Source organism: Citrobacter sedlakii (genome assembly GCF_018128425.1).
Classification (GTDB): domain Bacteria; phylum Pseudomonadota; class Gammaproteobacteria; order Enterobacterales; family Enterobacteriaceae; genus Citrobacter_A; species Citrobacter_A sedlakii.
Window position 1 is genome coordinate 3,317,539 of sequence record NZ_CP071070.1, and the last position, 20,201, is coordinate 3,337,739.

Here is a 20,201-nt window from a genome sequence, read left to right on the forward strand (position 1 = left end):
ACGGCAAAAATAACATGAACTTTATTGATTATTTACCCCAGTCTTTTCTCTCTTTTGCAAGCTTATCCGCCAGCCCCTCGTTGAAGATGCTGCCGTCGTCGTTGAGCAACACCGGAATCTGGCTGCAATAGCAGTTGTACCGGTTGCCGTTCTCGGCGTAGAAGTCCCGCACCTCTTCGGTGGTGTAGACCTTACCGTGACGGCTGGCGTGCCAGGTACGCGTCGTTGGCTTGAGCGCTGACAGCCACAGCAGGCCGGTATTCAGCCCCAGCCGGTCAGCAGCCCAGTCCGTTTCATTCCACTGAGCCTGCCGCAGCGCGCCGACCTGCTCAGTCTGAGCGATGGTCTTGGCCTTCGACATCGACACATCGAGCCGCTTGCTGATAACGCTGGCCGTCTCGCGAGGATTCACGCCGCGCGCTACCGCATCGGTAATGATGTTGGTCAGGTCGCCGCGGGCTGTATCGCTAATTACCTTCCAGTCACTGAACGTTGTCAGCCTGGCCGCCGATATCTGGTTCAGATAACCGGGGCTGCTTAAAAGCTGCTGTAACGTCGTCTGGCTGGCATACACCTGCGACTGCTGCGAGAGATTGTTGAAGGCCTCAAGTGTGCCGCGCTGCGCTTCTGCAACGACGTAATCCATCGCCCAGAGGTTTTGCTCGCCACCATCCAGCAGGTAATCGTCGAGAATGCCCTGCACCGCCTCAAGCAGGTCCGCCAGCTCCTGCGCCGACATGTCGTAGATGAACTTACCGGCGTTGACCTGGTATAGCTGCATGTCCGCGCCGTTGTCGTGGCAAAGAAAGTGCCAGTTATGGCTGTTTACCTCACGCTCTCGCCCGGTCAGGCGATGGTCGAACAGAGTTTTCAGCGCGCGCTTGATGCCGAGATACCGACTCTCGATATCCCGGAACATCGCGGTTACCTTCTTTGATGATCGGGTCGGGTCAACTTTGCTGCGCGGAACTATCGGCAGCCCCACCTTTGCCGTCTGTTCTGGTGTCATCGGCCAGTGGATCATCGGTAGTCACCTTTTCTTCCGGTTTCGGTGGTTCTTTTGGCTCCGGCAGCGGGTCAAGCCCAACAACTTCGCGCAGCTCATTGCCTGTAATAGGCGGCTCACCGCCATAGAAGCCAGTGGTTTTCTGCACGATGTCGGCCAGCTTGGATGCGTTCTCGATCTTCTCTTTCTCACCTGGCGCCAGAAGGTCGCTCCATGAGATGGTGACCTCGCCTTTGGTTGGCGGGTCGATAATCCCAAGCGTCCAGAAGCGCTCCAGCAGCGCAGTTATCCGGTCTGTCAGGAAGCCATTGCGACGCGTGTTGCGTCGGATAGCCCAGTCTGTTTTGTCCTCGTCGCTCGCCAGTCTCCCGGTCTGCTGACCGAACAGGATGGTGAATGGGATTTGCACTGAGGCGGCCAGTTCATTCGCGGTAACTTCCCACGTTGGCCCCGGGTCGCCAGGCGTGACGCTCAGAACGTGCATCTGCCCGGCCTGCATCACGGCGGCAGCATCGGTGCCACGGTTAAGCTTGTTGACCTTGTCGCCCATCGCTTCGCCGAGATCGGCATAGCCAGCCTTCTTAGCCTGGTCTGCCAGCGTGTTCATGTCGGTTTCTTTGCTGAATTCGACGGCAATCTGACGACTGGCGTTCTTCAGGAAGCCCTCGGCACCACCGCCAGAAATCTTCTCGATATCGAGGCCTTTGTTGAAACCAGCCTCCAGCAGCGGGATGCCGGAAAGCACATTGTCGTCTTCAGATCCTTCGCAGAACAAGATAACGCGGCTCGGGTGTACTGGTTCGCCGCGCATCGGACCGACAAAAGGCTCATCACCGACCGGCTGCTCATTGAAGTTGAACATCTTCGGCTGGCCGAACGTTTCTGACTGACGGTCGTTATCCCATTCGGCGACTGTTAACTGCGGCTCCCATACGGGGATAAGCTTTACCAGCGCTGACTCGCCGAGTCGTTTTACTAAAGCCTTGTCGACTTCCTGATCCCAGTTCCGATTGTCTTTCACCTGTAGCAGGAGCGCTGAGTAACGCCCAACCATATTGCGGCGGTCGGCATCCTTCACCTTCGGCCACAGCTTCTTCATGAGCTTGGTGACTTTCTTTTCCCAGGCGTTTGTATTCTTCGCCTCCTGAGCTTCATCACCGTCAACAATGACCGGATAGTCTTGCCAGCAACCATCCAGCAGGCGATGCACCACAGCGAAGCCAGCAGCGTTGCGGCGGTACATGTTGTAGAAGTCGTTGAAGGTGATTGTGCGCGGGTAGCCAAATTCCTGGTAAAGCGTCGGTCGCTTCGTGTTGCCGCCACCGATGCCGATGGCATTCAGGTAATTCGCTCGCCTCATTTCAGTGGCGAGGTTATTCACAGCCAGTTGAAGGCCGTTATCTTGTTCGCTCACTGGCGATGCTCCTTAGAAGAATACTGTGCCGACCTGCTTGCGGTTGTTCTTCGTCACAGCGAAGTAACGGAAGCTATCGGCACCGTGCGAAGTGGCGTCATGGAGAGGTTTGTCTTTCCAGCAGCCGCGCTTGTCGTCCCACTCCTTCCGGTAGCCCTCAAGGTGAGAGATACCTTCCGAGCATTTCTCCTCATCGAATACGCATTTCGGGAGGATTTCACGCGCCGACTCAATGCCGGTATCGATGCCAGCTTTCGGCACCACTTTGAAATTCAGTGAGTACATCTGACCGTCGATTTCGTACCCTTCGCGCGCCAGCTCTTTGCGTGACTTCGCATCAGCTGCGAACTCGCGGTTTTCGATGTCGTGCGGCCCCCAGTGTTCGCCGTACTCATAGCCGCGGTCTTTCAACACCTTCATGTAGTGCCTCAGCCCCTCGCCGGAGTTTTCGTAGTAGTCGATGATGTGGAACTCTTCGCCGACCTCACGAACGAACCATATCGCCGTGGAGTCACCCACACCGATATCCCAGAACGTGTGTACCGGGAGGTGCGAGTTATCAGGGATTTGGCCGATCCGCTTGTTGGTGTACAGCCAGCGGAACTGCTTGGCATAGTAAGCGCCCTCGACCGACTGCTGGAACGCCTCGGCCGGAATGGTCGGGTATTCGCGCTTCATGTCATCGCCGAGCGTTTTCTCTTTGGCGTAGTACCAGGCTTTCTGGCGTTCGTTGACGACTACGCCGTGCTTCGCTTCCATTTCAGCGAAGTACTCAAGCAGGCGCACCGGCAACGATTCGACCGGGTCGATTGCGTACTGCGGGTTCTTCCACCAGGAGAAAAAGAAAAACTTCCAGTCCAGCGCTGAAAGTGGCTTACCCTGGAGCAACGCCTTCTCTGCCGTCTGGCAGTAATCGAAGAAGTAACCCGCCCGGCCCTCTGCCGTGCTCTCGATAGTAGCGAAGCATCCAGTCGATACCGCCTCAAACGCACCAGTGACGATCTCACGGGCTTTGTCTGGATACTTGGCGCATATCTTCCCGAACTCTGAAACGTGCAGGTAGCGCAGCGTGCCACCACGAAACGACGTGCTGACGTATAGCGATCCGCCCTTCTTAAAGACCAGCTCACCGGAAGAGTCATTGCTGGCCGGGTTGGCAGCCTTTATCTCTGCCGGCAGCTTATCGTATGCGTACTTAACCTTTTCGCGGAACAGGCGCTTTGCGTCATTCAGCGTATGGGCAATCAGCGCGCACTTGGCCGACTCGAACAGGGCTGCGTCGAGCTGGATGATGCATACCTCAGTGGTAAATCCGAGCTGACGAGCTTTCAGGATGATGTTGCGGGTGTGGATCCCCTCGAAGTATTCCCGCTGTTCAGACGTCATCCTGAAGCGCGTGGGCTTACCTTCTTTGTCGGTGATCCAGTAAAGGTTATTCAGCCGCCAGTCTTTATCAGCCAGCAGCTTGAGGTGCTCAGGTTTCATTACGCCCCCTGAGACAATGAATCCATCAGGTTAGACAGGTCATCAACCGTCTTATTGCCTTCCTCGGTTTCGAGGTTGTACGCCTTGCGCTCAGCGTTTATCACTTTGATTTGAGCATCAACACCGGCAGTGATCGAGCGAGACATTGAGGCGTGGTTTTCTTCCGTGATATCTGCATCTTCGAGGAAGTCGCGGAGCTTATTGGTAATGCCGCGCCATGCCGCCAAACTTGCACGATGAGCCATGACTACAGCGGCAGCCTCATCGGAGGCCTGGTCAATAATCTGCTCATCAGTAACCACTGGTGACTGGTTACCGTCTTTGGTTACCGACTTGGTTACCTTGGCCTTGGTTGCCGCCCTGACCTTTTCTGTTAGGTCGCGCTGCCATCCTTCTTTGTTTGCTCTCTTCAGGATGGTGGCATGGTTAACGCCATGCTTTTCGCCGATGGCCCTTACTGACAATGAACCAGCCCGGTAAGCCGATTCAATGGCCTCCCAATCTGGTTTGCTCATTGGTTACTCCGTTGTTTGTTCTTCTGGCTGCTCGGTCTGCTCAGCCGGCACTGGCGTGAACTCCACGCGCTTTACATCAGCCGGAGCGAAATACAGCCACTGGCCTGTCTCCGTCGCCAGCGGAACAAAGCCGTTCACCAATTCAGGCTGACGTCGTGACATCTTGCCCGTGAAGGTTTCGCCTGTTTGGGTTGTTAACGTGATTTGGTAGATGTCGGACATAATTACCTCTTTGCCTTGTCGCAGCTGTTGCCCTGTTTCTCAGAAGTGCTTAGCCACTTACGGCTTACCCGTCAGCAAGATGTGATCACCATCCTTGCGGGGTTACACAGATCATTATCGAAGCCCATCAGTGAAGAGCTTCTGTAATGACTCTGCTTCTTCTACCACAGCGCAGATTAGCTGATATGAGCGCAAACCCCGCATTGATTGAATATGGTATTGAGCGGGTAAATCGCGGTATGCCCTGTTATTGATTAACACCACCCACTATCACGGGGATGTTCCGCTATAGCGGCGTGGTCTTAGTTAAGGTGGTGAGACGGCGACAGGACGGCGCGGTGTTGATTACTTAATGAGGGTTGCAGCGTATTCGATAAGGTAGAGCTTTGGCGCAAGCCAGATTTTCAGCCAGTCAAAGTTGAACCAGAATCCGACAAACATAATGATAGAAGCTAATGCCCCGCAAACTATGTACAAAAAGGCAAAGAAATCAGCACCTGAATGCCCTTCCGCTATTTCCCATGCCTTTTTAACCGTTAACAGAAATCCCATTACCGTAAGAATTGCTATCGCCTGAAACATCAGGCTACTTACTGCATTCCATACCAGTAATTGATGGATAACATCAGGAACCTGCGCCTGACTGAAAGATACTGCCGCATCTATACCATTACTGGCCTTTTGCAGCAGGTCCGCGAGAATCTTATTTGCTTGTTCGTTCATTATGCTGCTCCTTGCATTTTGCTGGCTGCCAGTTGCCCGGCAATCCACTGGATTCCTTTAGGCGTAAACTTCACCTGAGTGAATGCATGACCATTTCCAGCCTCACCAGTTTTCACGGTGAAACGACCTGCATCGAGGTGCTGTGCGTATGGCGTCATCTTTCCTGCCAGTCGGTACATGATTCCGTTATCGAGCAGGAACAAGCGGAAGTCACTTTCTTTCACCTTCAGAAGCTTTGCAGCCTCGCGGAAACCAATAAGACCCGACGCCTCTACGTAATGGTCGACGAACTCCGCTTTAGGAGCCGCAAGAGCAAGCTTGCTCTCCAGTACAGCCTTCTGTTCAGCAAGGTCTGCCGCGAGCCTCAATGCTTCAGGCAAGCTTTGTGGAATTTGTGGTCCGTGCATCACTTTGAGCTTTGCCAGCACAGAACGGCGTACTGCTTTGGACTCTCGCATACCTATCAGGGTCATTTGCTCCATATTGAGCATATAACCCTTAACAGCTCGCCGTGCACCCTGCGAGGTGGTCGCGTAAAAAGTTTCCTCGACCCCTAAATCATCTATTTCATCCACAACGCGGGAAAGGAAGTGACGATTTTCAACCTCAGGCTGCCCAAACTCTATTCGTGCTGGGTTAATGATGTTGTTCAGGAAGTCCAGGCTACTCATGGACACTTCTGCTTCTACTGCAATCAGATTGGTCATTGCGTTTACCTTATAAAAATGAGCCTCGTTGCCCAGAAACACCGCCCACAGAGAAGCCGCCGCTTATAACGGTGATTCTCCGAAGCTCATTTCTGTAAGACTCTGTGACTTAATCGCGCCGGGCATGGCGCTCAGACACAAAAAAACCCGACCGAAGTCAGGCTGTTCTGTATAGGGGGTGACGAATCATTTCAGGCACTGCGTCCTGATGTATTCCTGCAATGTTCTTAGCGCTGATTGGTCGCTGGTAATCCCATCTCTGACACCGAGAACGTTTCGTCCAGCAACTGGAGAGAGTTCGACGGTGGCATCATTGCCCACGCCGGAGGCGCTGGAGGTTTCGGTTGTGGCTGGCACTGGACACTTGCCTTTGACGAGCACCCTGCCACCATTATCAAGCTTGCGCTTAAGAGAATCGTTCTGAGCCTTAGCATCAGCAAGCTCCTTTGTGTATTTGGCATCCAGTGCCGCTACGTCTCGCTGCCTGGTCTGCATGTCATTGATGGTGGCATTTGCCAGAATGAGTTGCTCTTTGGCTTTGTCTCGCTCGTCTTTGTAGGTTATGGCGTTGTCGCGGTAGTGGTTAGCAGTCCATCCCAGCGACACAATGATGCAGACTCCAAAAGCGATGATGATTGCGGCTATCCTGCTCACTTGTCACCCCACATACAGACTTCACGCTCAATCTCTCGTCTGGTGATAAGCCCTTTCCACTGCTTTCCGCCAGCATACGTCCAACGGCGTAATTGTTCGCACGCGCCTTTAATGTCACCCTGGTTGATTTTGTGCAGTAGTGTTGAGGTCTTGAAGTTTCCGGCACCAACGTTGTAGACGAACGAGTAAAGCGCACCGCGAGTTGTTTCGGGGATTGGTACTTTGATATACGGGTTAATTTGCCTGGCGACCATGTTCAGGTCTTTATTCAGCAGCGCCTTACACTCAGATTCTGTGTAAGTCTTGCCGATCATGATGTCGTTCCCGGTATGCCCGTAACAAACTGTCCAAATACCAACAACATCGCGGTATGGCTTATATCTGACCCCCTCAAGACCATCATTACCAGTTGGCCCAGTAATCAGTGCAGAAGCTATTGCGATAGCCCCACCACCAACGGCTGCCAGTACGCTTTTTCGAAGGGTGCTGTTCATCAGATTTCCTTTGGTGCTTTCTGACCGAGTTCGGCGATAACCGTGGCTGTAGCTGATGGATTTCTGGAGTCGGTTTTATTCAAAATGTCCTGCAGTATCTTCGTTCGCTTCATTTGCTCACGCTTGTTGAGCCGGTAAGTCAGAACGCCGAGGATAATGCTGAACGCGACGCCAATGATGAAGCCCCAGTCCTGTAGAGAAAGACTGGCAAAGAAAGCCGCAAGACCAGCGCTACCGTATGAAGCATTGCTGTATCTTTCGTCCATCTTCATTTTCTCACCCCCTGAGTGCGGGGATCTGTTCAATTTAGGAATTAACGTGGTTGTTGAGTGAACAAATCCAGGATACGTTTATCAGTAACGTGGTTTGCTCGTGGGAAGTGCATGGGCAAATCAGGCAGGAGACTGTTAGCGCAGTCTCTTGCCACCCATCTTCACGAAGCCCAGCCAAGCGCTGGGTTTTCTTTTGGTCATTATCAAGCGCCCAGCTATAGACGCTTTGTAATGAAGAGCCGTTGTGAAAGTGACTCTCGATTATTTACAGGTCAGCTCGTTAATCTCTCATGCAGCTTTACCTTCCATTAAAGCAACCATGTCAGGATCCATCTGGTCTATAATCCGCTCACGCGCTGCATTGAGAAGTTGTTTACGCCCACCAACACCCCATTTATTCATTACCTTGGCGCAGGAGCTTACTTCTTTGGTCTCCATATCGATAAGCAGGTCAAGGCGATTAAGACGATTCATATTTCCAAGTCCACTCAAGACCGCTTCGCGAAATGTTTCATATACGCGAATTTCAAATTCCGGCTTAATCCATGCTGCGTAACGTATGGCAAGTAATTCTGAAGCCCAAACACCCGGCTCATCGCCTCCTCTGATAACTTTAAGTGCTTGATTATCTTCCAGGGGACAATTTTGTCCTTTGCCAACAAGTGCGATTACAAATCGCTTCACTGAGCCATTTCGAATGAATTTGCTCGGCTTTTGGGATTCTGTAGCTTCGCCCTTTAATACGGCTGCAGCATGCAGATCGTTAAGGTTGTAACGGCCTTCAGCGTCAACTCTAACAGATACACCGTTTACTATTACTGTTGGGTATTGCATAGCGATTTACCTTTTAGAAAGTGAGCCTGTCTCACAGAAAAGCCGCCCGAGAGAGGTCGCCACCTATAACGGCATTTCTCAGGCTCGCTTACTGAAAGGCTCTCGTTGATATGCGCGTGAGATGCGCAGAAGATGTGAAAACGCCCTTATCCCCGTAACCACGAAAGTTAGAGGGTATCTGTATGTGTTCTGGTGTTTGGTGATGAGGGCGCTTTCAGAAATGTCGTGCCAGAAATGCAAAAAGCCCCGAGCGGTTAACTCAGGGCTTCTTTTTTGTTTTGCTGCTCTGTTCGCTTTTGCTCCGAGCATACAGAAACTGTACTGCTTATATTTCCCGAAAGCAAGTAATTTACAAAATTATTTCAGATTATGCCGCTATCAATGGAATTTCTTTCTCCAGTTCACGCCTGAGAGCGTAAAACATTTCTGAATCCAGAACGTTTTCACACCAGACTACTCGCTTACGACAATACTGAATATCTACTCCTGTTACATGCGAAATAAGCCTGGCGATATCTTGCGTGCAATTGCGATTGCAATATCGCTTAATAGCTACATCGCGGACGGGGCTTTCACGGTGAAACGTCTTGACCATCACACGTTCAACGAAAGCAGCATCATCGGATTCTTTGGCGAGAGCGATGATGTTGCTGAACGATGATTGAGGGATGACCAGTTCGCGAGCTTTCTTGTACAAAGCTTCTCCACGCAGTCCATCATCTTCGTAAAGGCGCATGACGACAGACTCAATCTGCTTGGCCTTATCATCACTCCACTGGCTACGAATCATCAGGCGACCAATAACGTTTATTGCACCGCCTGGTGAATCATCACCGGCATTGACCTTGCCCCATACTTGAAGCATGTAGTGAACCCATGCTTTCTGGCGTGAGTTGATGGTTTTCTTTGGATGCTTCCATACGCGGCGGAAATGAGCATCGTCGATGAAGTTGACCATGCTGAACATCGGAGTTATTCGCATCAGTAATCCGCTCCCTTGCAGTGACACCAGATTTCAAACATGCGTTTCACCACTTCCCGGCAATATAGCCCATCGGTATCTCTGGTCAGGTCGTACCGGTCGCCATGCTTTAGCCGCATATAGCATTCGAATGCTCTGTTCATTTAGGCCGCCTCCGGACCGTCTGGCTTATTCAGCCCTAAGCGGTTAACTAGCTCACGGCGACGTTCTGCCAATAAGCTCACAGCTCGTTCCGCATCTGCAATCTGCGCATCAATATCCTTGAGCTTCTCCATGTCTGCGTGACGCTGCCATTTCACTTGCTGGATGTTAGTTACTGAGCACATACGGGTTCTCCTACTAAGCTGTCTAACTGGCGACGCATCATCTTCAGTGCTCCATCAGGGAATGGCTGACGGGCTAAACCTGCGAAGATGGCGCGGATTTTCTTGTCGCGGATGCGCTTGAGTAACTCGGTTACTGTTGCGCGGATGGTGGCGTTAATCTTCCGGTCTTCAAGCTGTGCGAATCGTACGGATAGCTCCACTGTGACCAGAGCATCCAGATATTCTTCACAGACCTCTCTGCTTATGTCTGTCATGCTGCCTCCGATAGCTCTGTAATCTTGATTTCAACCTGGCCGCCCTTAACTTTTGCTGCACGAATCACGCGAATATCATCAAACTGCTCGTCGTCCTCTGCGAATGAGGCGTGGACAAGTGAGTCGAGGAGACATTTCAAAATGTTGTCGATATCTCTGCGCCGGGAATCTGGCACTGCGGCGATGATTTTGATGCGGAGTCGTGATTTGGTGAGGATGTCTAGGTTGAGGCTTTTGATAATCTGGATAACTTCTTTGCGGTACTGCTGGCCTTTCTTGCTGATGTAATACCTGCTTCCTTGCCGTCGCCAGTATGTGTTTACGCTGGGAGGCCATGGAAGGATGAGGTTATACTCATTCATGTCTTTATCTTCCCCTCCTTGCGCAGAATATCCTGTGTACGCATTACGCCTTCCAGGTGGTAAATCTTTGCAAATTCATGGTCGATGTTATGCGTTCTGCGGTCTATCTCGTCATGGCAACTGCTACACGCCCATGCTGCGAGAAGGTCATCAGGCTTCATGCCGGTACCGCATAATCCTGCCATTCGGTAATGTGCCAGGACGGTTGTTTCAGGGTTGTGATTGCAGACACCGTAGATGCGCACCTGGCATTCTCTACCTCGTGCTTCTTTTCTAAGGTTAGCCATTGGTCAGCTCCTTCTGTCGCTCATCTTCGTGAGAGAAGTCTTCTCCGTCGATAGGCATGAGTTCATCACTGTAAAAATAAGAGTAACCACCTGAAGGCATGTTTGTATAAATCGATACATCGCCTTTAACTAACCAACCAGGCGTGTCATCGCGCCATCCATGCTTACCTGCACCAGGAAAATTAAAAACATATCCGTTTGTAACTTTTTCGATTAACTCGACGCATCTGCCGATTTCGGGTTTGTTTTCTGAAAAAATGACTATCGCGATGCCACCTGCACGTAACTCACTCATCATCTTCCTCCGTCAAAAATCCGTTAGGGTCGCGATACGCTATTGCCATTGAGGCGCATTTCTCACAAACGTGAGTCTCATCGTCGGATAACTCCTTCGTGCACCCTGCGCACAACGTTCGACGTATGCTCTGCTGCTCGTAGGATTGGGCTTCGTGGGGGCTAAGCATTGACTTGCTCCTGCATAAGGAGAAACGTAATCATCGCCGCACGGAGAGGATTTTTCTGATAATTTGTACCGCATGTACGGTTAAGGTTGGCTGTATGGCACCAGGTTGTCTGAGGTTCGGTGCTATTATCGCCATCAAACTCAATAGAAATTCTGTTCTTTGTGATAATCGGCCAGGCCGACTCGGGAGAATTGCAATAATCGGGAAGGTCGTATGTTTGAATGCCATTTGAGCCATATAACCACCCTCCTGTCGCGTTGTCAGGATGAGAAGGTCTTACGTGCCATGCGCCATTCATGACGATATCTGCAACGCGCTTGTTAATTTCGAAATCTGATAACTGTGAATACTCCATATCAATGTACCCTCGCTGCTGTGGTTTCTTCCGGCATGCCACCCTCGATTAACCTGATGAGGATTGTCTTGTCGCCAATGTCCACGCAGATAGCCTTATCGTCATCTGCGAATGTTGTCGCTTCCAGATAGTCGAGCATGAGGTTGAATATCACGTCCCAGTGGTCGATACCGTCACTGGACATATCCTCAAGCAGGTCATGTAATCTGTCGGCGTAATCGTCTGCTGAACTCATTGCCATATCCTCTGTTGATACTGACTCCTACCCTTTGGCTCGCTGGTGTACTCTGGAAGCAAGGCTCCAACTATCCACAGGCGTGGGTCAGCGCTTAGGTGTTTTGTGGTCTTTACGTTGCGGGAGTGGTAGAGAGTGATGAGTTGGTTGGCTTCGTCGGTAGTCATTGGCGGGTGGTAGAAGTATGTTCGTCTTGCCACACATCCTCCTTTGTCTCAGGTAGTGGGAAGTCGCCTACCGGTGACCTTTCGCACCGTATGCACCACCGATTCCAGTACGGTTGCCCTGGTCGAAATCGATAGTCGTCTTTGCGTTCTCCGCATCTTTCGCATCGAATCATGCCGCGTCTCCGAATCTGGCTTTCCACTCCAGTGCTAATCTGGCTTCGTCAGACCACTTAACGCCATGCTCTGTGCCGAATGCCTGAATAAGTTCCAGAAGCTCTCCGAACTCACTCACGCGCATCTTGCTGGTTGACTGGCCTATCACCACGAATCCATTGCCGGAAAGGTTAGGCACGACTTCCTGCTGCTTTAACGCCGCGGTGAAAATGCACTTCCAGCTTTCAGCATCCAGCCATCGACCATGCCATTCGACCTGACGCGAGACATCACCCAGGCAAGCCCAGAGCATTTTGTTTTGCTGGATGCTTCTGGTTCTGTCCTGGATGGTCACGATGATTGGTTTGTCGTAGGAGGGTAAAACTTGCTGTATGGCTTGAATGGCGTTCTGCTGATGAATGGGGTTTCTTAGTTCAAACGTTAGTTTCTTCATCTCCTACCCCTACATAAGGTTTTGGGAGTGGCATATACGCAACGATCGGCTTCATGTCGAAATGAAATCGACCACCAACAACCTGCATAAAATTACTGATATGCGCTGTCACCATTTTCCCATCGTCCAACTGAACCAACCAATCTCCATATGGAATGTCCTCAATTTTGCTTACTGGCTTCCAATACATACTCACTCCTTCACTTTAATTCCGGCTGCCTCTAATGAAGATTCGACATCGTCTGCATACATAACCAGCGTGTTGTATTCACCTGGAAATGTTTTAGGTAACTCAATCTCGATAGCTGCTCGAGATGCCTGCCAGCCCTTCCATGCCATATGTGGCACATAATCGCGATAGCAGTTGCGCTTTTCGTCCCATATCAGGTCATCTGGCGTGAACTGCATAACCTCTAACGCCCATTGCTCGAAAGCCTTTCTTGATTCGTCCATATTCCTCTCCATCAGCGTGCTGGAGTGTTAGTAAATGTCTTCACTGAAAAGCTCATCATTCGGCCACGTTTTGATGCGCGCGATATTTAGCTGTCCAGCAGATTTTGCTACTTCCAAGGCCTCTTTTCTGTCCATGAATACACCGAACTGGTCGATGAAGCCTTGCACTTCGGACTGCCTGACAAGGTGTTCGCAATGAGGAGCCATGTTTTGTCGCATCACTGGACAGAAGTGCCTAACTCCAACAAATACCATCGCGTTACCGCCAAGTTTTGATTCGTATTTATTGGCTGCAAATACCACTCGCCTGTGAGTCATGACGCTCGCACCTCTCTCAATCTCTGGTTAATAAATGCAGTCAGTGGGTTGGCTAAGCCAAACGTAAACGGTGCTGACTTCCGATACATCCACACCTTCTCGCGGCCTAACCATTCACGGTGTAGCTCACCCTGCTTACTGATCGACGCAAGGATTTGCGATACGGTGGTGATATCCAGCCCCAAATCCGCAGCGACGGCAGACGATGTGCCGGACCTCTCTGACTCGAACCATCCGAGAATTGACTCAATGCGCTTGTGGTGAAGCTCAGTAAGCCGATAGCGATTAATGCCGCCTTTGGCGTTGTAGCTTTCTAACTGGCCTGATGCGGTGAGTTCACGGAGTAACTGAGTGATTCGGGATTTTGGTATTTTGGTGAGCTTCTGGAGTTCTGCTGCTGAGGTTGGGTAGTTGGTTTCAAGGTGGTGAAGTATTTTTTCTCTTGCGTTCATGATTGCTCCCGGAGTTTCTTCTCCTGGCTTCTTTGATTCAAGCCATGCTGTAAGCGAATCCTCATCTGCGAAGTAATAACCATCCTGGATTTTTATTACCTCACCTGAATCGACAAGCTTTTTTAAATGCCATGTCAAAGTTCGCTGAGGGATGTTAAGTGCTTTGAATATGTCTTTGCGGATGGTAACTGGTCGGCTTTTTATGAAGGATTTGATGGATGATGATTTGTCTTTCATCACTTGCTCCTGTAGCTATCCCAGGTGAATGCGAGTGTGCATCCACCTCCGTCGTTCATTCGGTCTATGACGCGCTCACCAATGAATGCCGATAGCTCATCTTTGCTCTGATTGCTTATCAGGATGGTTGGCTTCATGCGCTCGTAGCGGGTGTTGATGATTTCGAACATAATCATCTTTTCCGCCTCACTCCCGAACTGCACACCAACCTCATCGATAATTAGCAGGTCAGGCTTAGTGAACTGGCGAATAACTTCTTCCTCTGTGCGGGTGGAGTTTTTCGACCATGTTGATTTATATTCACGCGCGATTTTCAGCGCTGTGGTGAAAGATGCAGAACTTTGGTGCTCTGTAATCGCGTGCCGCGCAATTGCCAGGGCAAGATGGTTCTTCCCCGTTCCAGGTTTACCGCACATAACCAGACCGCCGCCTCTCTGTAATCGCTCAGGCCATTTGCTGGCGTATGCCTGACATACCTTCAGTACTCGTTTAGCATCGTCGTTAACTGGCACGTAGTTTTGCAGGGAACATCCCTTAAATCGCTCAGGGATATCGAGATTATTTAACAGAAATTCGATGGTCCTTTTGCGGGATGCCTCGTCGCTTTTAATCTTCTCTGCCTGTAGCTCAATAAGCTCGTCACGCAAGCATTCAGGGCATTCACTTGGTCTGGTAGCAAACTTAATAGGGCCTGTTGAATATCGGTTTCTCTGCTCAAACTCGCCGTGTTTCTCGCAGTTGCCAGTACAGAACTCTACGGCGGTGTGCTCGATTTCAATTGGCGGCTTGCTTAGCTCTGACAGTCTCTTCTCCAAGGATGAGATTTTTTCGTCCAGTGTCATATTCACTCCTGAGCCCAAGAAGGCATCTCAGTTTGTCCGTAGTCTTTGGTGGCGAAGCTCTCGTTAACGGCTCGCTTAACAGGTTGGCGGATAGCGTTTTTGTTCTGGTAATTCAACTTGGCACTTGCAGTGCTAAACCAGTTCTTCGGCTTCTCATGCGTGAATTCCAGATCCAGACGAGTCAGCTCAGCTACAAGGTCGATATTTGTGAAAAGCGCTTTCCAGGAATCGAAGTCCTTCTGGTTCAGTCGAACAACATTTCCCTCGAAGGCGTAACGACTAGCCATCTGGTGAACGTTATCTTCTTCGCAAGTCGCTTCAGCGGCTTGGGTGTTATTAGAGGGAATCAGGTTAAGGGAATCAGGAATCAGGTTAAGGGAATCAGCAGGATTTAAATTGTTCTCTACTGGTTCTTGCACTGTACTTGCACCGTGCTTTTCTGGTGCTTCTTGTTTATCAGTAGCTTGCGATTCATTTGCACCATCATTGCACTGTGCTTGCATGGTGCTTTCATCGACCTTTACTGGTTCTTCTTCCTGTTTAGGATCTGCTTCGCAGTATTCTGAATCGCCACGGATAACCTAGACACTTCTGAGTCGTTGATAATATAGGTTTTCATATTCAACTGGTGGCATCTGCTCGCTCGAACCATGCCGACGCTTACTGTTATAAAACATTTCGATGTAATCAAAAATATCGCTTCTGGCTTCGTCTCTAGTTCCGTAGATCTTTTTCTTAATCCGTTCGCGCTTCAGTAGCTGGAAAAAGCTTTCCGCAACCGCATTGTCGTGGCAGTTTCCGCGACGGCTCATGCTGCCTTCCAGACCGTGTGATTTCAGGAACGACTGCCACTCATGGCTCGTGTACTGACTGCCCTGATCAGAGTGAACCAGTACCTGCTTTTGAGGATTACGCCTCCACACCGCCATAAGTAATGCGTTCAGGACAATCTCTTTTGTCATTCGGGGTTGCATTGACCAGCCGATAACTTTTCGGGAGAACAGGTCAACCACCACGGCCAGATACAACCAGCCTTCGTGGGTTCGGATGTAGGTTATGTCCGTAACCCAACGTTCATCCGGTGCTTCCGGGTTGAACTGCCGCTGGAGCTTGTTGGGCGTCACAATACTGGCTTCACCTTTACGCGCCCGTGGACTTCGGTATCCGACCTGAGCCTTTATCCCCACACGTTGCATCAACCGCCAGACTTTGTTTACACCGCATTGTTGCCCGGAATCCCGCAGATCGAGATAGATCTTGCGATAGCCATAAACACAGCCCGACTCCAGCCAGAACTGCTTAATATGTCCCGTCAGCTTCAGGTCAGCATGATACCGTCGTGAATGTGGCTGCTTAAGCCAGGCGTAAAACCCACTTGGATGCACATCCAGCACCTGGCAGAGCAGGCGGACAGGCCAGCAACGATTGTTGTCACGGATAAAGGCGTACCTCAGTCGGACAGCTTTGCGAAGTACGCCGCGGCTTTTTTTAATATATCCCGTTCGTCAGTAACCCGCTTTAACTCCTTCTGGAGTCGGCGGATCTCGGCCTGAGCATCTGACTGTTCATTATTAGTGGAAGAATCCGGACCGTACTTCTTTATCCAGGCGTAAAGGCTGTGGGTGGTGATATCGAGACGAGTTGCAACGCTGGAAACAGAATGACCACGATCAACAACCTGTTTGACTGCTTCAATTTTAAACTCTTCAGGATAACGCTTACCGCTCATGGGCACCTCTCTTTAAGTCATCTTAAATGACTCTGGGGTGTCTGTTAAACCCGTGGCGATTCATTCTGGTATCTCACTAGGTGCTTCCTTGCAGTGAGGATTCTGGTGCTTCTTCCAGTTTGCAATCTGGATGAAAGCGCCATCATTAACCTTATAGCGATGAATGAATTTACGGTCATGCAACTGTTGCAGTAACTCATCGCAATCGACGTTATCGAAGGGAAGAACGAGCGCCTTAACCTTTTTGGGGCGATCATCAAGCCGCCCTTCTTTGTCAGCAATTGTCCATAGCCCGGCAAAAAGAAGTCGAGCATATGGCGAGCATTCTGCCAATTCATCATTGGTAAAAAAGCCAGGTTTGATGTTTCGTGAACGAGCCATTAAAAGCCTCCGGGTAATCTTGGGCCGTAAATGCCCGTGAGCATTTCTCTCTCATGAACTTCCTCGAGATATGCTAAGTAACTTTGATGTGATTCGGTCATGATTCCTCGAAGGAATCCGTTTTCGATAATTACTGATATGCCGTCATGGTTTATGCGATCTAACTGTTCGCACCCAAGCTCAAAGATAGCCCTCAGGATGCTTGTTGGAGAGCCGATATAACTAAGGCCAAACTCTTCTAACCATTCATGAGCATTAAGCTTTGTAGGTTTATCCGAACAAATAACTACGCAGTCATCTGCTATTTCTTCAATTGAGGCTTTCGACTCGCACAAGCAATATGACTTACAAATTTCGTTAGCTTCTGCAACAGAGCACCGGAAGAACTCTCTCGCGGTGTTTACTCGTTTCTCATCTAATGCAGCATGTATCCTTGCTTCATCTCCTCTAGGGTCTTCAGAGTAATATGAAGCCTCTACAATAAACTTCTCAGGTACACCTGTGGCAGCAGATATCTCTTTAGCCCTAGCCTGAGGGGAGTTAGTTGTCATCCCTATTTTTAGAATACCCGGCATGCATGGATTTGAAAGGATATACACCCATCCTTTGCAGTTGATCGTATCTGGAACGCTTCCACTGATATCGATAGGCATTGAATATTTGAGTTCAAGCCTCTCTACTTCTTCCTTAATGAATCGATATCTGAAATCTTTTACAAAATCGTCATTAAGCGGCATAATTACTCCTGTTACTTGACATAACACAGTGTGTTTAAGCCTCGATCGAGTTACCGCTCATCGGGGCTTTTTCTTTGGTGAGATAATTAGCCAGTCGCTTCGTCAGCTCTGCCATTTCCTCGTCTTCGATTCCATATTCCAGAACAGCCAACATCAGACTTACCTGAGAGAAGAAACCATTCTTCCACCGGCTAACCTGGTATTCGGGTATCCCCATAGCTTTAGCGAATGTCTTCTGACCCATCAGCGCCAGTTTGTTCAGTAGTGACGACTCGATGCGAGCCGCCTTCTTGCTTTGAGTTGCAATTCCGTTCATTCAAAATATTCCTTAGAAATTAGATAGAATTGGCTTCGCAAATTCACGCAAAGCCTTGAATATGTTTACCGCGTTGTCGGCGGTTCAGATTGGTAAAGAGCGTTTTGCTTATGCAGCCATCAGTTCAGGCCAAATGCTTACCCAATCACCTGGGTGCAGGTCTTTACGGGTTACGCTTCCGTTACTGAACTTCTCGATTAGTACGCATAACGCAGCGCCTAACTCATGATTCTTGCTAAGAGCTTTACGCAAATAGCCGATTGAAGTTCCGCATCGGGAGGCAAACTCGCGCTGCTCCTCAAGTGAGAGGGAGTTTAGATATGTTCGCAATTTCTCCATATCCCTTCTCCTTCATCATTGCATCATGCACAGAGTTTACCTACAGGTAAAACATAAATCAATACCCATAGGTTATTTACCGATGGGTAATGTTGGATAAGATCTCTTCTATGGATAAATACGAAAAAAGAAGACTTAAGCTCATAGAAATACGTGACAGATTCTGTAACGGAAAAGCTGCTGAGCTTGCACGTCGAATAGAAAGAGAGCCTTCATACATCTCTAGAATGCTTTACCCGGAAGGAAAGCCTGGGAGGAAGCGTATTGCTGATGACATGATGGAAATCATTGAAAAATCATTCAATCTCCCAAGAGGGTGGATGGACTCAATCACATCTGAGATGCCACAAGCAAATGATGAATTGGAATTTGCTGGAAGCATTCGCGCAGGATATGTTCCTGTCATTGGTGAGGCCGTTTTAGGAGTAGATGGCTCTGTGGATATGATAGAGTTTAGAGCAGGTTGGCTTCGAATTTATAGCGGAGATAAGGACGCCTATGGTTTAAAGGTCAAGGGCGATAGCATGTGGCCTCGGATTCAATCTGGAGAGTATGTAGTAATTGAGCCAAACACCATGGTTCATGCTGGAGATGAAGTTTTTGTACGTACGAAAGATGGTCACAATATGATCAAAATCATGAATAAGACACGAGATGGAGATTATCAGTTCTCAAGTGTGAATAGTGATCACCGTCCTATCACTCTTGAAGCGCACCAAATTGACAAAATGCATTTCGTTTCTGCCATCGTTAAACATACAAGATATGTGGACCAAGATGACGTACCAAGAGTAGATCAAGGGATTTTATAGCGTATAACATCATGACGAAATCCTTTGAATATGATAGGTCGCATGGAAGCGGCCTTTTTTATGCAGAAATAAATGCAAGCATAAACATTAAAAATCTGCTTGCTTGTTTATTTATACAGTGATTAAATGCATGCACATTTCACAATAAAGGTGCTTGCATATGTCTAATGAAGAAACCAGGAAACCTACTGGGAAGGCGAAAGGTGGAGTGGCTCGCGCTAAATCACTTACCAAAGAGCAGCGTACAGAAATTGCTAAAAAAGCGGCGGCAAAACGGTGGGAAGGTAAACCACTTAGAGCGATCAGAAAGGGCAACTTCATTGATGATTTCGGCATTGATGCAGAATGTTACGTACTTGATGATAATGATAAAACGGTTGTAGTTAGCAAAACTGGCCTGGCTAAATTACTCGGAATCGGTGAGCATGGCAGGGATGTAGACCGTTTTCTAAACACAAATTATATGGCAGATTTTGTTGATCCATTACTGCTGGAAAAATTCCAAAAACCTCTTATTTTTCAATGGCGAAGTCCGGTCCCAAACTCAGCACCAAATCCACTGGCTGACGAGGCGCACGGTTACGATATTGCCCTTATCGGTGATATAGCTACAGCAATGATTAATGCTGACCGAGCTGGCGCTCTGCCACCTTCAAGATCAAAATCTGCCAGCCTTGCCCAAAGACTTGTTACCGCATCAATGAAAGCTGGGCTCAAGGGGCTTGGTTATGCGATTGCAGGATACAGGCCTGAAGTACAGGAAGTTATTGATTCCTTCAAAGCCTACGTACGGGAAGAGGCAAGACAATATGAAAAAGAGTTCCCAGATGAGTTGTATGAGGCATGGTACAAAATATACCAACTAAACAAACCAGAAAGAGGACGCCCTTTCCTTTTCAGCAAATTAACGATAGAGCAGATTTACACACCATTGGCGAAAAGTCAGGGCGTGATACTTGATCTTGCTAAAAAAAGTAGAGATGAAAACGGGAAGCGTGGAGATAAAATCCATCAGTTCTTACAAGAGGTTGGCGTTAGAGCATTAAGACAACAAATAGGTAAGGTACTTGCAGTGTCTGAACTGTTTGAAGAAAAAGAAACGTATGAAGCGGCGCTAGCTAAAGTTAACAAATAACTCCCTAACCCGGCCACTGAGCAGGGTTTTCTTTATCAGTACAAAACACAATGTTAAGATGATTCCGATTGCAATCAATGGAAAC

General features: G+C 49.3%; 34 protein-coding genes. 2 read left to right on the forward strand and 32 right to left on the reverse strand.

Annotation, left to right across the window (positions count from 1 at the left end):
• Positions 1-28: 28 nt before the first annotated feature.
• The 32 genes from JY391_RS15810 to JY391_RS15965 form a co-directional block, all read right to left on the reverse strand.
• Complete coding sequence (locus tag JY391_RS15810) at positions 29-1,024, reverse strand: phage minor head protein (RefSeq protein ID WP_211934609.1); 996 nt, start codon at positions 1,022-1,024, stop codon at positions 29-31.
• Complete coding sequence (locus JY391_RS15815; RefSeq protein WP_211934610.1) at positions 951-2,420, reverse strand: DUF1073 domain-containing protein; 1,470 nt, start codon at positions 2,418-2,420, stop codon at positions 951-953. The genes JY391_RS15810 and JY391_RS15815 overlap by 74 nt, the downstream gene beginning before the upstream one ends.
• A gap of 12 nt (positions 2,421-2,432) precedes the next feature.
• Positions 2,433-3,905, reverse strand: coding sequence for a terminase large subunit domain-containing protein (locus JY391_RS15820; protein WP_211934611.1), 1,473 nt, complete (start codon positions 3,903-3,905; stop codon positions 2,433-2,435).
• Positions 3,905-4,420 (reverse strand): hypothetical protein, encoded by a 516-nt coding sequence (locus JY391_RS15825; RefSeq protein WP_211934612.1) that lies wholly within the window; start codon positions 4,418-4,420, stop codon positions 3,905-3,907. The genes JY391_RS15820 and JY391_RS15825 overlap by 1 nt, the downstream gene beginning before the upstream one ends.
• Positions 4,421-4,423: 3 nt before the next feature.
• Positions 4,424-4,642 carry a hypothetical protein gene (locus JY391_RS15830; RefSeq protein WP_049003406.1) on the reverse strand — a complete coding sequence of 73 codons (219 nt, stop codon included), beginning with the start codon at positions 4,640-4,642 and terminating at the stop codon, positions 4,424-4,426.
• Positions 4,643-4,987: 345 nt separating this feature from the next.
• Positions 4,988-5,365, reverse strand: coding sequence for a hypothetical protein (locus tag JY391_RS15835; RefSeq protein WP_211934613.1), 378 nt, complete (start codon positions 5,363-5,365; stop codon positions 4,988-4,990).
• Complete coding sequence (locus JY391_RS15840; protein WP_211934614.1) at positions 5,365-6,072, reverse strand: phage antirepressor KilAC domain-containing protein; 708 nt, start codon at positions 6,070-6,072, stop codon at positions 5,365-5,367. The genes JY391_RS15835 and JY391_RS15840 overlap by 1 nt, the downstream gene beginning before the upstream one ends.
• 186 nt (positions 6,073-6,258) lie before the next feature.
• Positions 6,259-6,726: a lysis protein gene (locus tag JY391_RS15845; RefSeq protein ID WP_211934615.1), complete on the reverse strand. Its 468-nt coding sequence runs from the start codon at positions 6,724-6,726 to the stop codon at positions 6,259-6,261.
• Positions 6,723-7,220: a lysozyme gene (locus JY391_RS15850; RefSeq protein WP_211934616.1), complete on the reverse strand. Its 498-nt coding sequence runs from the start codon at positions 7,218-7,220 to the stop codon at positions 6,723-6,725. Before JY391_RS15850 ends, JY391_RS15845 begins: the two co-directional genes overlap by 4 nt.
• The gene (locus JY391_RS15855; RefSeq protein WP_000781414.1) at positions 7,220-7,492 is read right to left on the reverse strand and encodes a phage holin family protein; all 273 of its coding nucleotides are present in this window, start codon (positions 7,490-7,492) and stop codon (positions 7,220-7,222) included. The genes JY391_RS15850 and JY391_RS15855 overlap by 1 nt, the downstream gene beginning before the upstream one ends.
• A gap of 288 nt (positions 7,493-7,780) precedes the next feature.
• A complete protein-coding gene (locus tag JY391_RS15860; RefSeq protein WP_211934617.1) occupies positions 7,781-8,326 on the reverse strand; it encodes a KilA-N domain-containing protein in 546 nt (181 codons plus the stop codon).
• A gap of 367 nt (positions 8,327-8,693) precedes the next feature.
• The gene (locus tag JY391_RS15865) at positions 8,694-9,308 is read right to left on the reverse strand and encodes a hypothetical protein (RefSeq protein ID WP_211934618.1); all 615 of its coding nucleotides are present in this window, start codon (positions 9,306-9,308) and stop codon (positions 8,694-8,696) included.
• 143 nt (positions 9,309-9,451) lie between these two features.
• Complete coding sequence (locus JY391_RS15870; protein WP_211934619.1) at positions 9,452-9,634, reverse strand: hypothetical protein; 183 nt, start codon at positions 9,632-9,634, stop codon at positions 9,452-9,454.
• Positions 9,622-9,888 carry a DUF7740 domain-containing protein gene (locus JY391_RS15875; protein ID WP_063448341.1) on the reverse strand — a complete coding sequence of 89 codons (267 nt, stop codon included), beginning with the start codon at positions 9,886-9,888 and terminating at the stop codon, positions 9,622-9,624. Before JY391_RS15875 ends, JY391_RS15870 begins: the two co-directional genes overlap by 13 nt.
• Complete coding sequence (locus JY391_RS15880; protein ID WP_211934620.1) at positions 9,885-10,250, reverse strand: RusA family crossover junction endodeoxyribonuclease; 366 nt, start codon at positions 10,248-10,250, stop codon at positions 9,885-9,887. Before JY391_RS15880 ends, JY391_RS15875 begins: the two co-directional genes overlap by 4 nt.
• A complete protein-coding gene (locus tag JY391_RS15885; protein ID WP_012967712.1) occupies positions 10,247-10,537 on the reverse strand; it encodes a DUF1364 domain-containing protein in 291 nt (96 codons plus the stop codon). The genes JY391_RS15880 and JY391_RS15885 overlap by 4 nt, the downstream gene beginning before the upstream one ends.
• On the reverse strand, positions 10,530-10,835 hold the full coding sequence (locus tag JY391_RS15890) for a hypothetical protein (protein WP_229264058.1): 306 nt from the start codon (positions 10,833-10,835) through the stop codon (positions 10,530-10,532). Before JY391_RS15890 ends, JY391_RS15885 begins: the two co-directional genes overlap by 8 nt.
• Positions 10,825-11,001 (reverse strand): protein NinF, encoded by a 177-nt coding sequence (locus JY391_RS15895; RefSeq protein WP_211934621.1) that lies wholly within the window; start codon positions 10,999-11,001, stop codon positions 10,825-10,827. The genes JY391_RS15890 and JY391_RS15895 overlap by 11 nt, the downstream gene beginning before the upstream one ends.
• Positions 10,994-11,356: a phage protein NinX family protein gene (locus JY391_RS15900; protein ID WP_211934622.1), complete on the reverse strand. Its 363-nt coding sequence runs from the start codon at positions 11,354-11,356 to the stop codon at positions 10,994-10,996. The genes JY391_RS15895 and JY391_RS15900 overlap by 8 nt, the downstream gene beginning before the upstream one ends.
• Position 11,357: 1 nt before the next feature.
• Positions 11,358-11,591 (reverse strand): hypothetical protein, encoded by a 234-nt coding sequence (locus tag JY391_RS15905; RefSeq protein ID WP_211934623.1) that lies wholly within the window; start codon positions 11,589-11,591, stop codon positions 11,358-11,360.
• A gap of 163 nt (positions 11,592-11,754) precedes the next feature.
• Positions 11,755-11,931, reverse strand: a complete 177-nt coding sequence (gene ninD, locus JY391_RS15910; RefSeq protein WP_211934624.1) for a protein NinD — start codon at positions 11,929-11,931, stop codon at positions 11,755-11,757.
• Positions 11,928-12,365, reverse strand: coding sequence for a recombination protein NinB (locus tag JY391_RS15915; protein WP_211934625.1), 438 nt, complete (start codon positions 12,363-12,365; stop codon positions 11,928-11,930). Before JY391_RS15915 ends, ninD begins: the two co-directional genes overlap by 4 nt.
• On the reverse strand, positions 12,346-12,555 hold the full coding sequence (locus tag JY391_RS15920) for a hypothetical protein (RefSeq protein ID WP_211934626.1): 210 nt from the start codon (positions 12,553-12,555) through the stop codon (positions 12,346-12,348). Before JY391_RS15920 ends, JY391_RS15915 begins: the two co-directional genes overlap by 20 nt.
• Before the next feature lie 2 nt (positions 12,556-12,557).
• Positions 12,558-12,818 (reverse strand): phiTE_015 family protein, encoded by a 261-nt coding sequence (locus JY391_RS15925; RefSeq protein ID WP_229264059.1) that lies wholly within the window; start codon positions 12,816-12,818, stop codon positions 12,558-12,560.
• A gap of 27 nt (positions 12,819-12,845) precedes the next feature.
• Positions 12,846-13,136, reverse strand: coding sequence for a Y16D family protein (locus JY391_RS15930; RefSeq protein WP_211934628.1), 291 nt, complete (start codon positions 13,134-13,136; stop codon positions 12,846-12,848).
• Positions 13,133-13,825: a hypothetical protein gene (locus JY391_RS15935; protein WP_229264060.1), complete on the reverse strand. Its 693-nt coding sequence runs from the start codon at positions 13,823-13,825 to the stop codon at positions 13,133-13,135. Before JY391_RS15935 ends, JY391_RS15930 begins: the two co-directional genes overlap by 4 nt.
• The gene (locus JY391_RS15940) at positions 13,825-14,667 is read right to left on the reverse strand and encodes an ATP-binding protein (RefSeq protein WP_211934629.1); all 843 of its coding nucleotides are present in this window, start codon (positions 14,665-14,667) and stop codon (positions 13,825-13,827) included. Before JY391_RS15940 ends, JY391_RS15935 begins: the two co-directional genes overlap by 1 nt.
• A 2-nt stretch (positions 14,668-14,669) precedes the next feature.
• Positions 14,670-15,170: a hypothetical protein gene (locus tag JY391_RS15945; RefSeq protein WP_229264061.1), complete on the reverse strand. Its 501-nt coding sequence runs from the start codon at positions 15,168-15,170 to the stop codon at positions 14,670-14,672.
• Positions 15,171-15,248: 78 nt separating this feature from the next.
• A protein-coding gene (locus tag JY391_RS15950; RefSeq protein WP_199957947.1) for an IS3 family transposase occupies positions 15,249-16,396 on the reverse strand; the annotation gives its coding sequence in 2 pieces (ribosomal slippage) (positions 15,249-16,159 and positions 16,159-16,396; 1,149 coding nt in all).
• 60 nt (positions 16,397-16,456) lie between these two features.
• Positions 16,457-16,777 carry a hypothetical protein gene (locus JY391_RS15955; protein ID WP_229264062.1) on the reverse strand — a complete coding sequence of 107 codons (321 nt, stop codon included), beginning with the start codon at positions 16,775-16,777 and terminating at the stop codon, positions 16,457-16,459.
• Entirely contained in the window at positions 16,777-17,514 is a 738-nt protein-coding gene (locus JY391_RS15960; RefSeq protein ID WP_211934630.1) for a GIY-YIG nuclease family protein, read from the reverse strand. Before JY391_RS15960 ends, JY391_RS15955 begins: the two co-directional genes overlap by 1 nt.
• A gap of 34 nt (positions 17,515-17,548) precedes the next feature.
• Positions 17,549-17,830 carry a CII family transcriptional regulator gene (locus JY391_RS15965; protein WP_020838495.1) on the reverse strand — a complete coding sequence of 94 codons (282 nt, stop codon included), beginning with the start codon at positions 17,828-17,830 and terminating at the stop codon, positions 17,549-17,551.
• A gap of 449 nt (positions 17,831-18,279) precedes the next feature.
• Here JY391_RS15965 and JY391_RS15975 point away from each other — a divergent pair, with 449 nt between their 5' ends.
• Positions 18,280-18,981 (forward strand): S24 family peptidase, encoded by a 702-nt coding sequence (locus JY391_RS15975; protein WP_211934631.1) that lies wholly within the window; start codon positions 18,280-18,282, stop codon positions 18,979-18,981.
• Positions 18,982-19,141: 160 nt separating this feature from the next.
• Positions 19,142-20,116, forward strand: a complete 975-nt coding sequence (locus JY391_RS15980) for a P63C domain-containing protein (protein WP_211934632.1) — start codon at positions 19,142-19,144, stop codon at positions 20,114-20,116.
• Positions 20,117-20,201 lie beyond the last annotated feature (85 nt).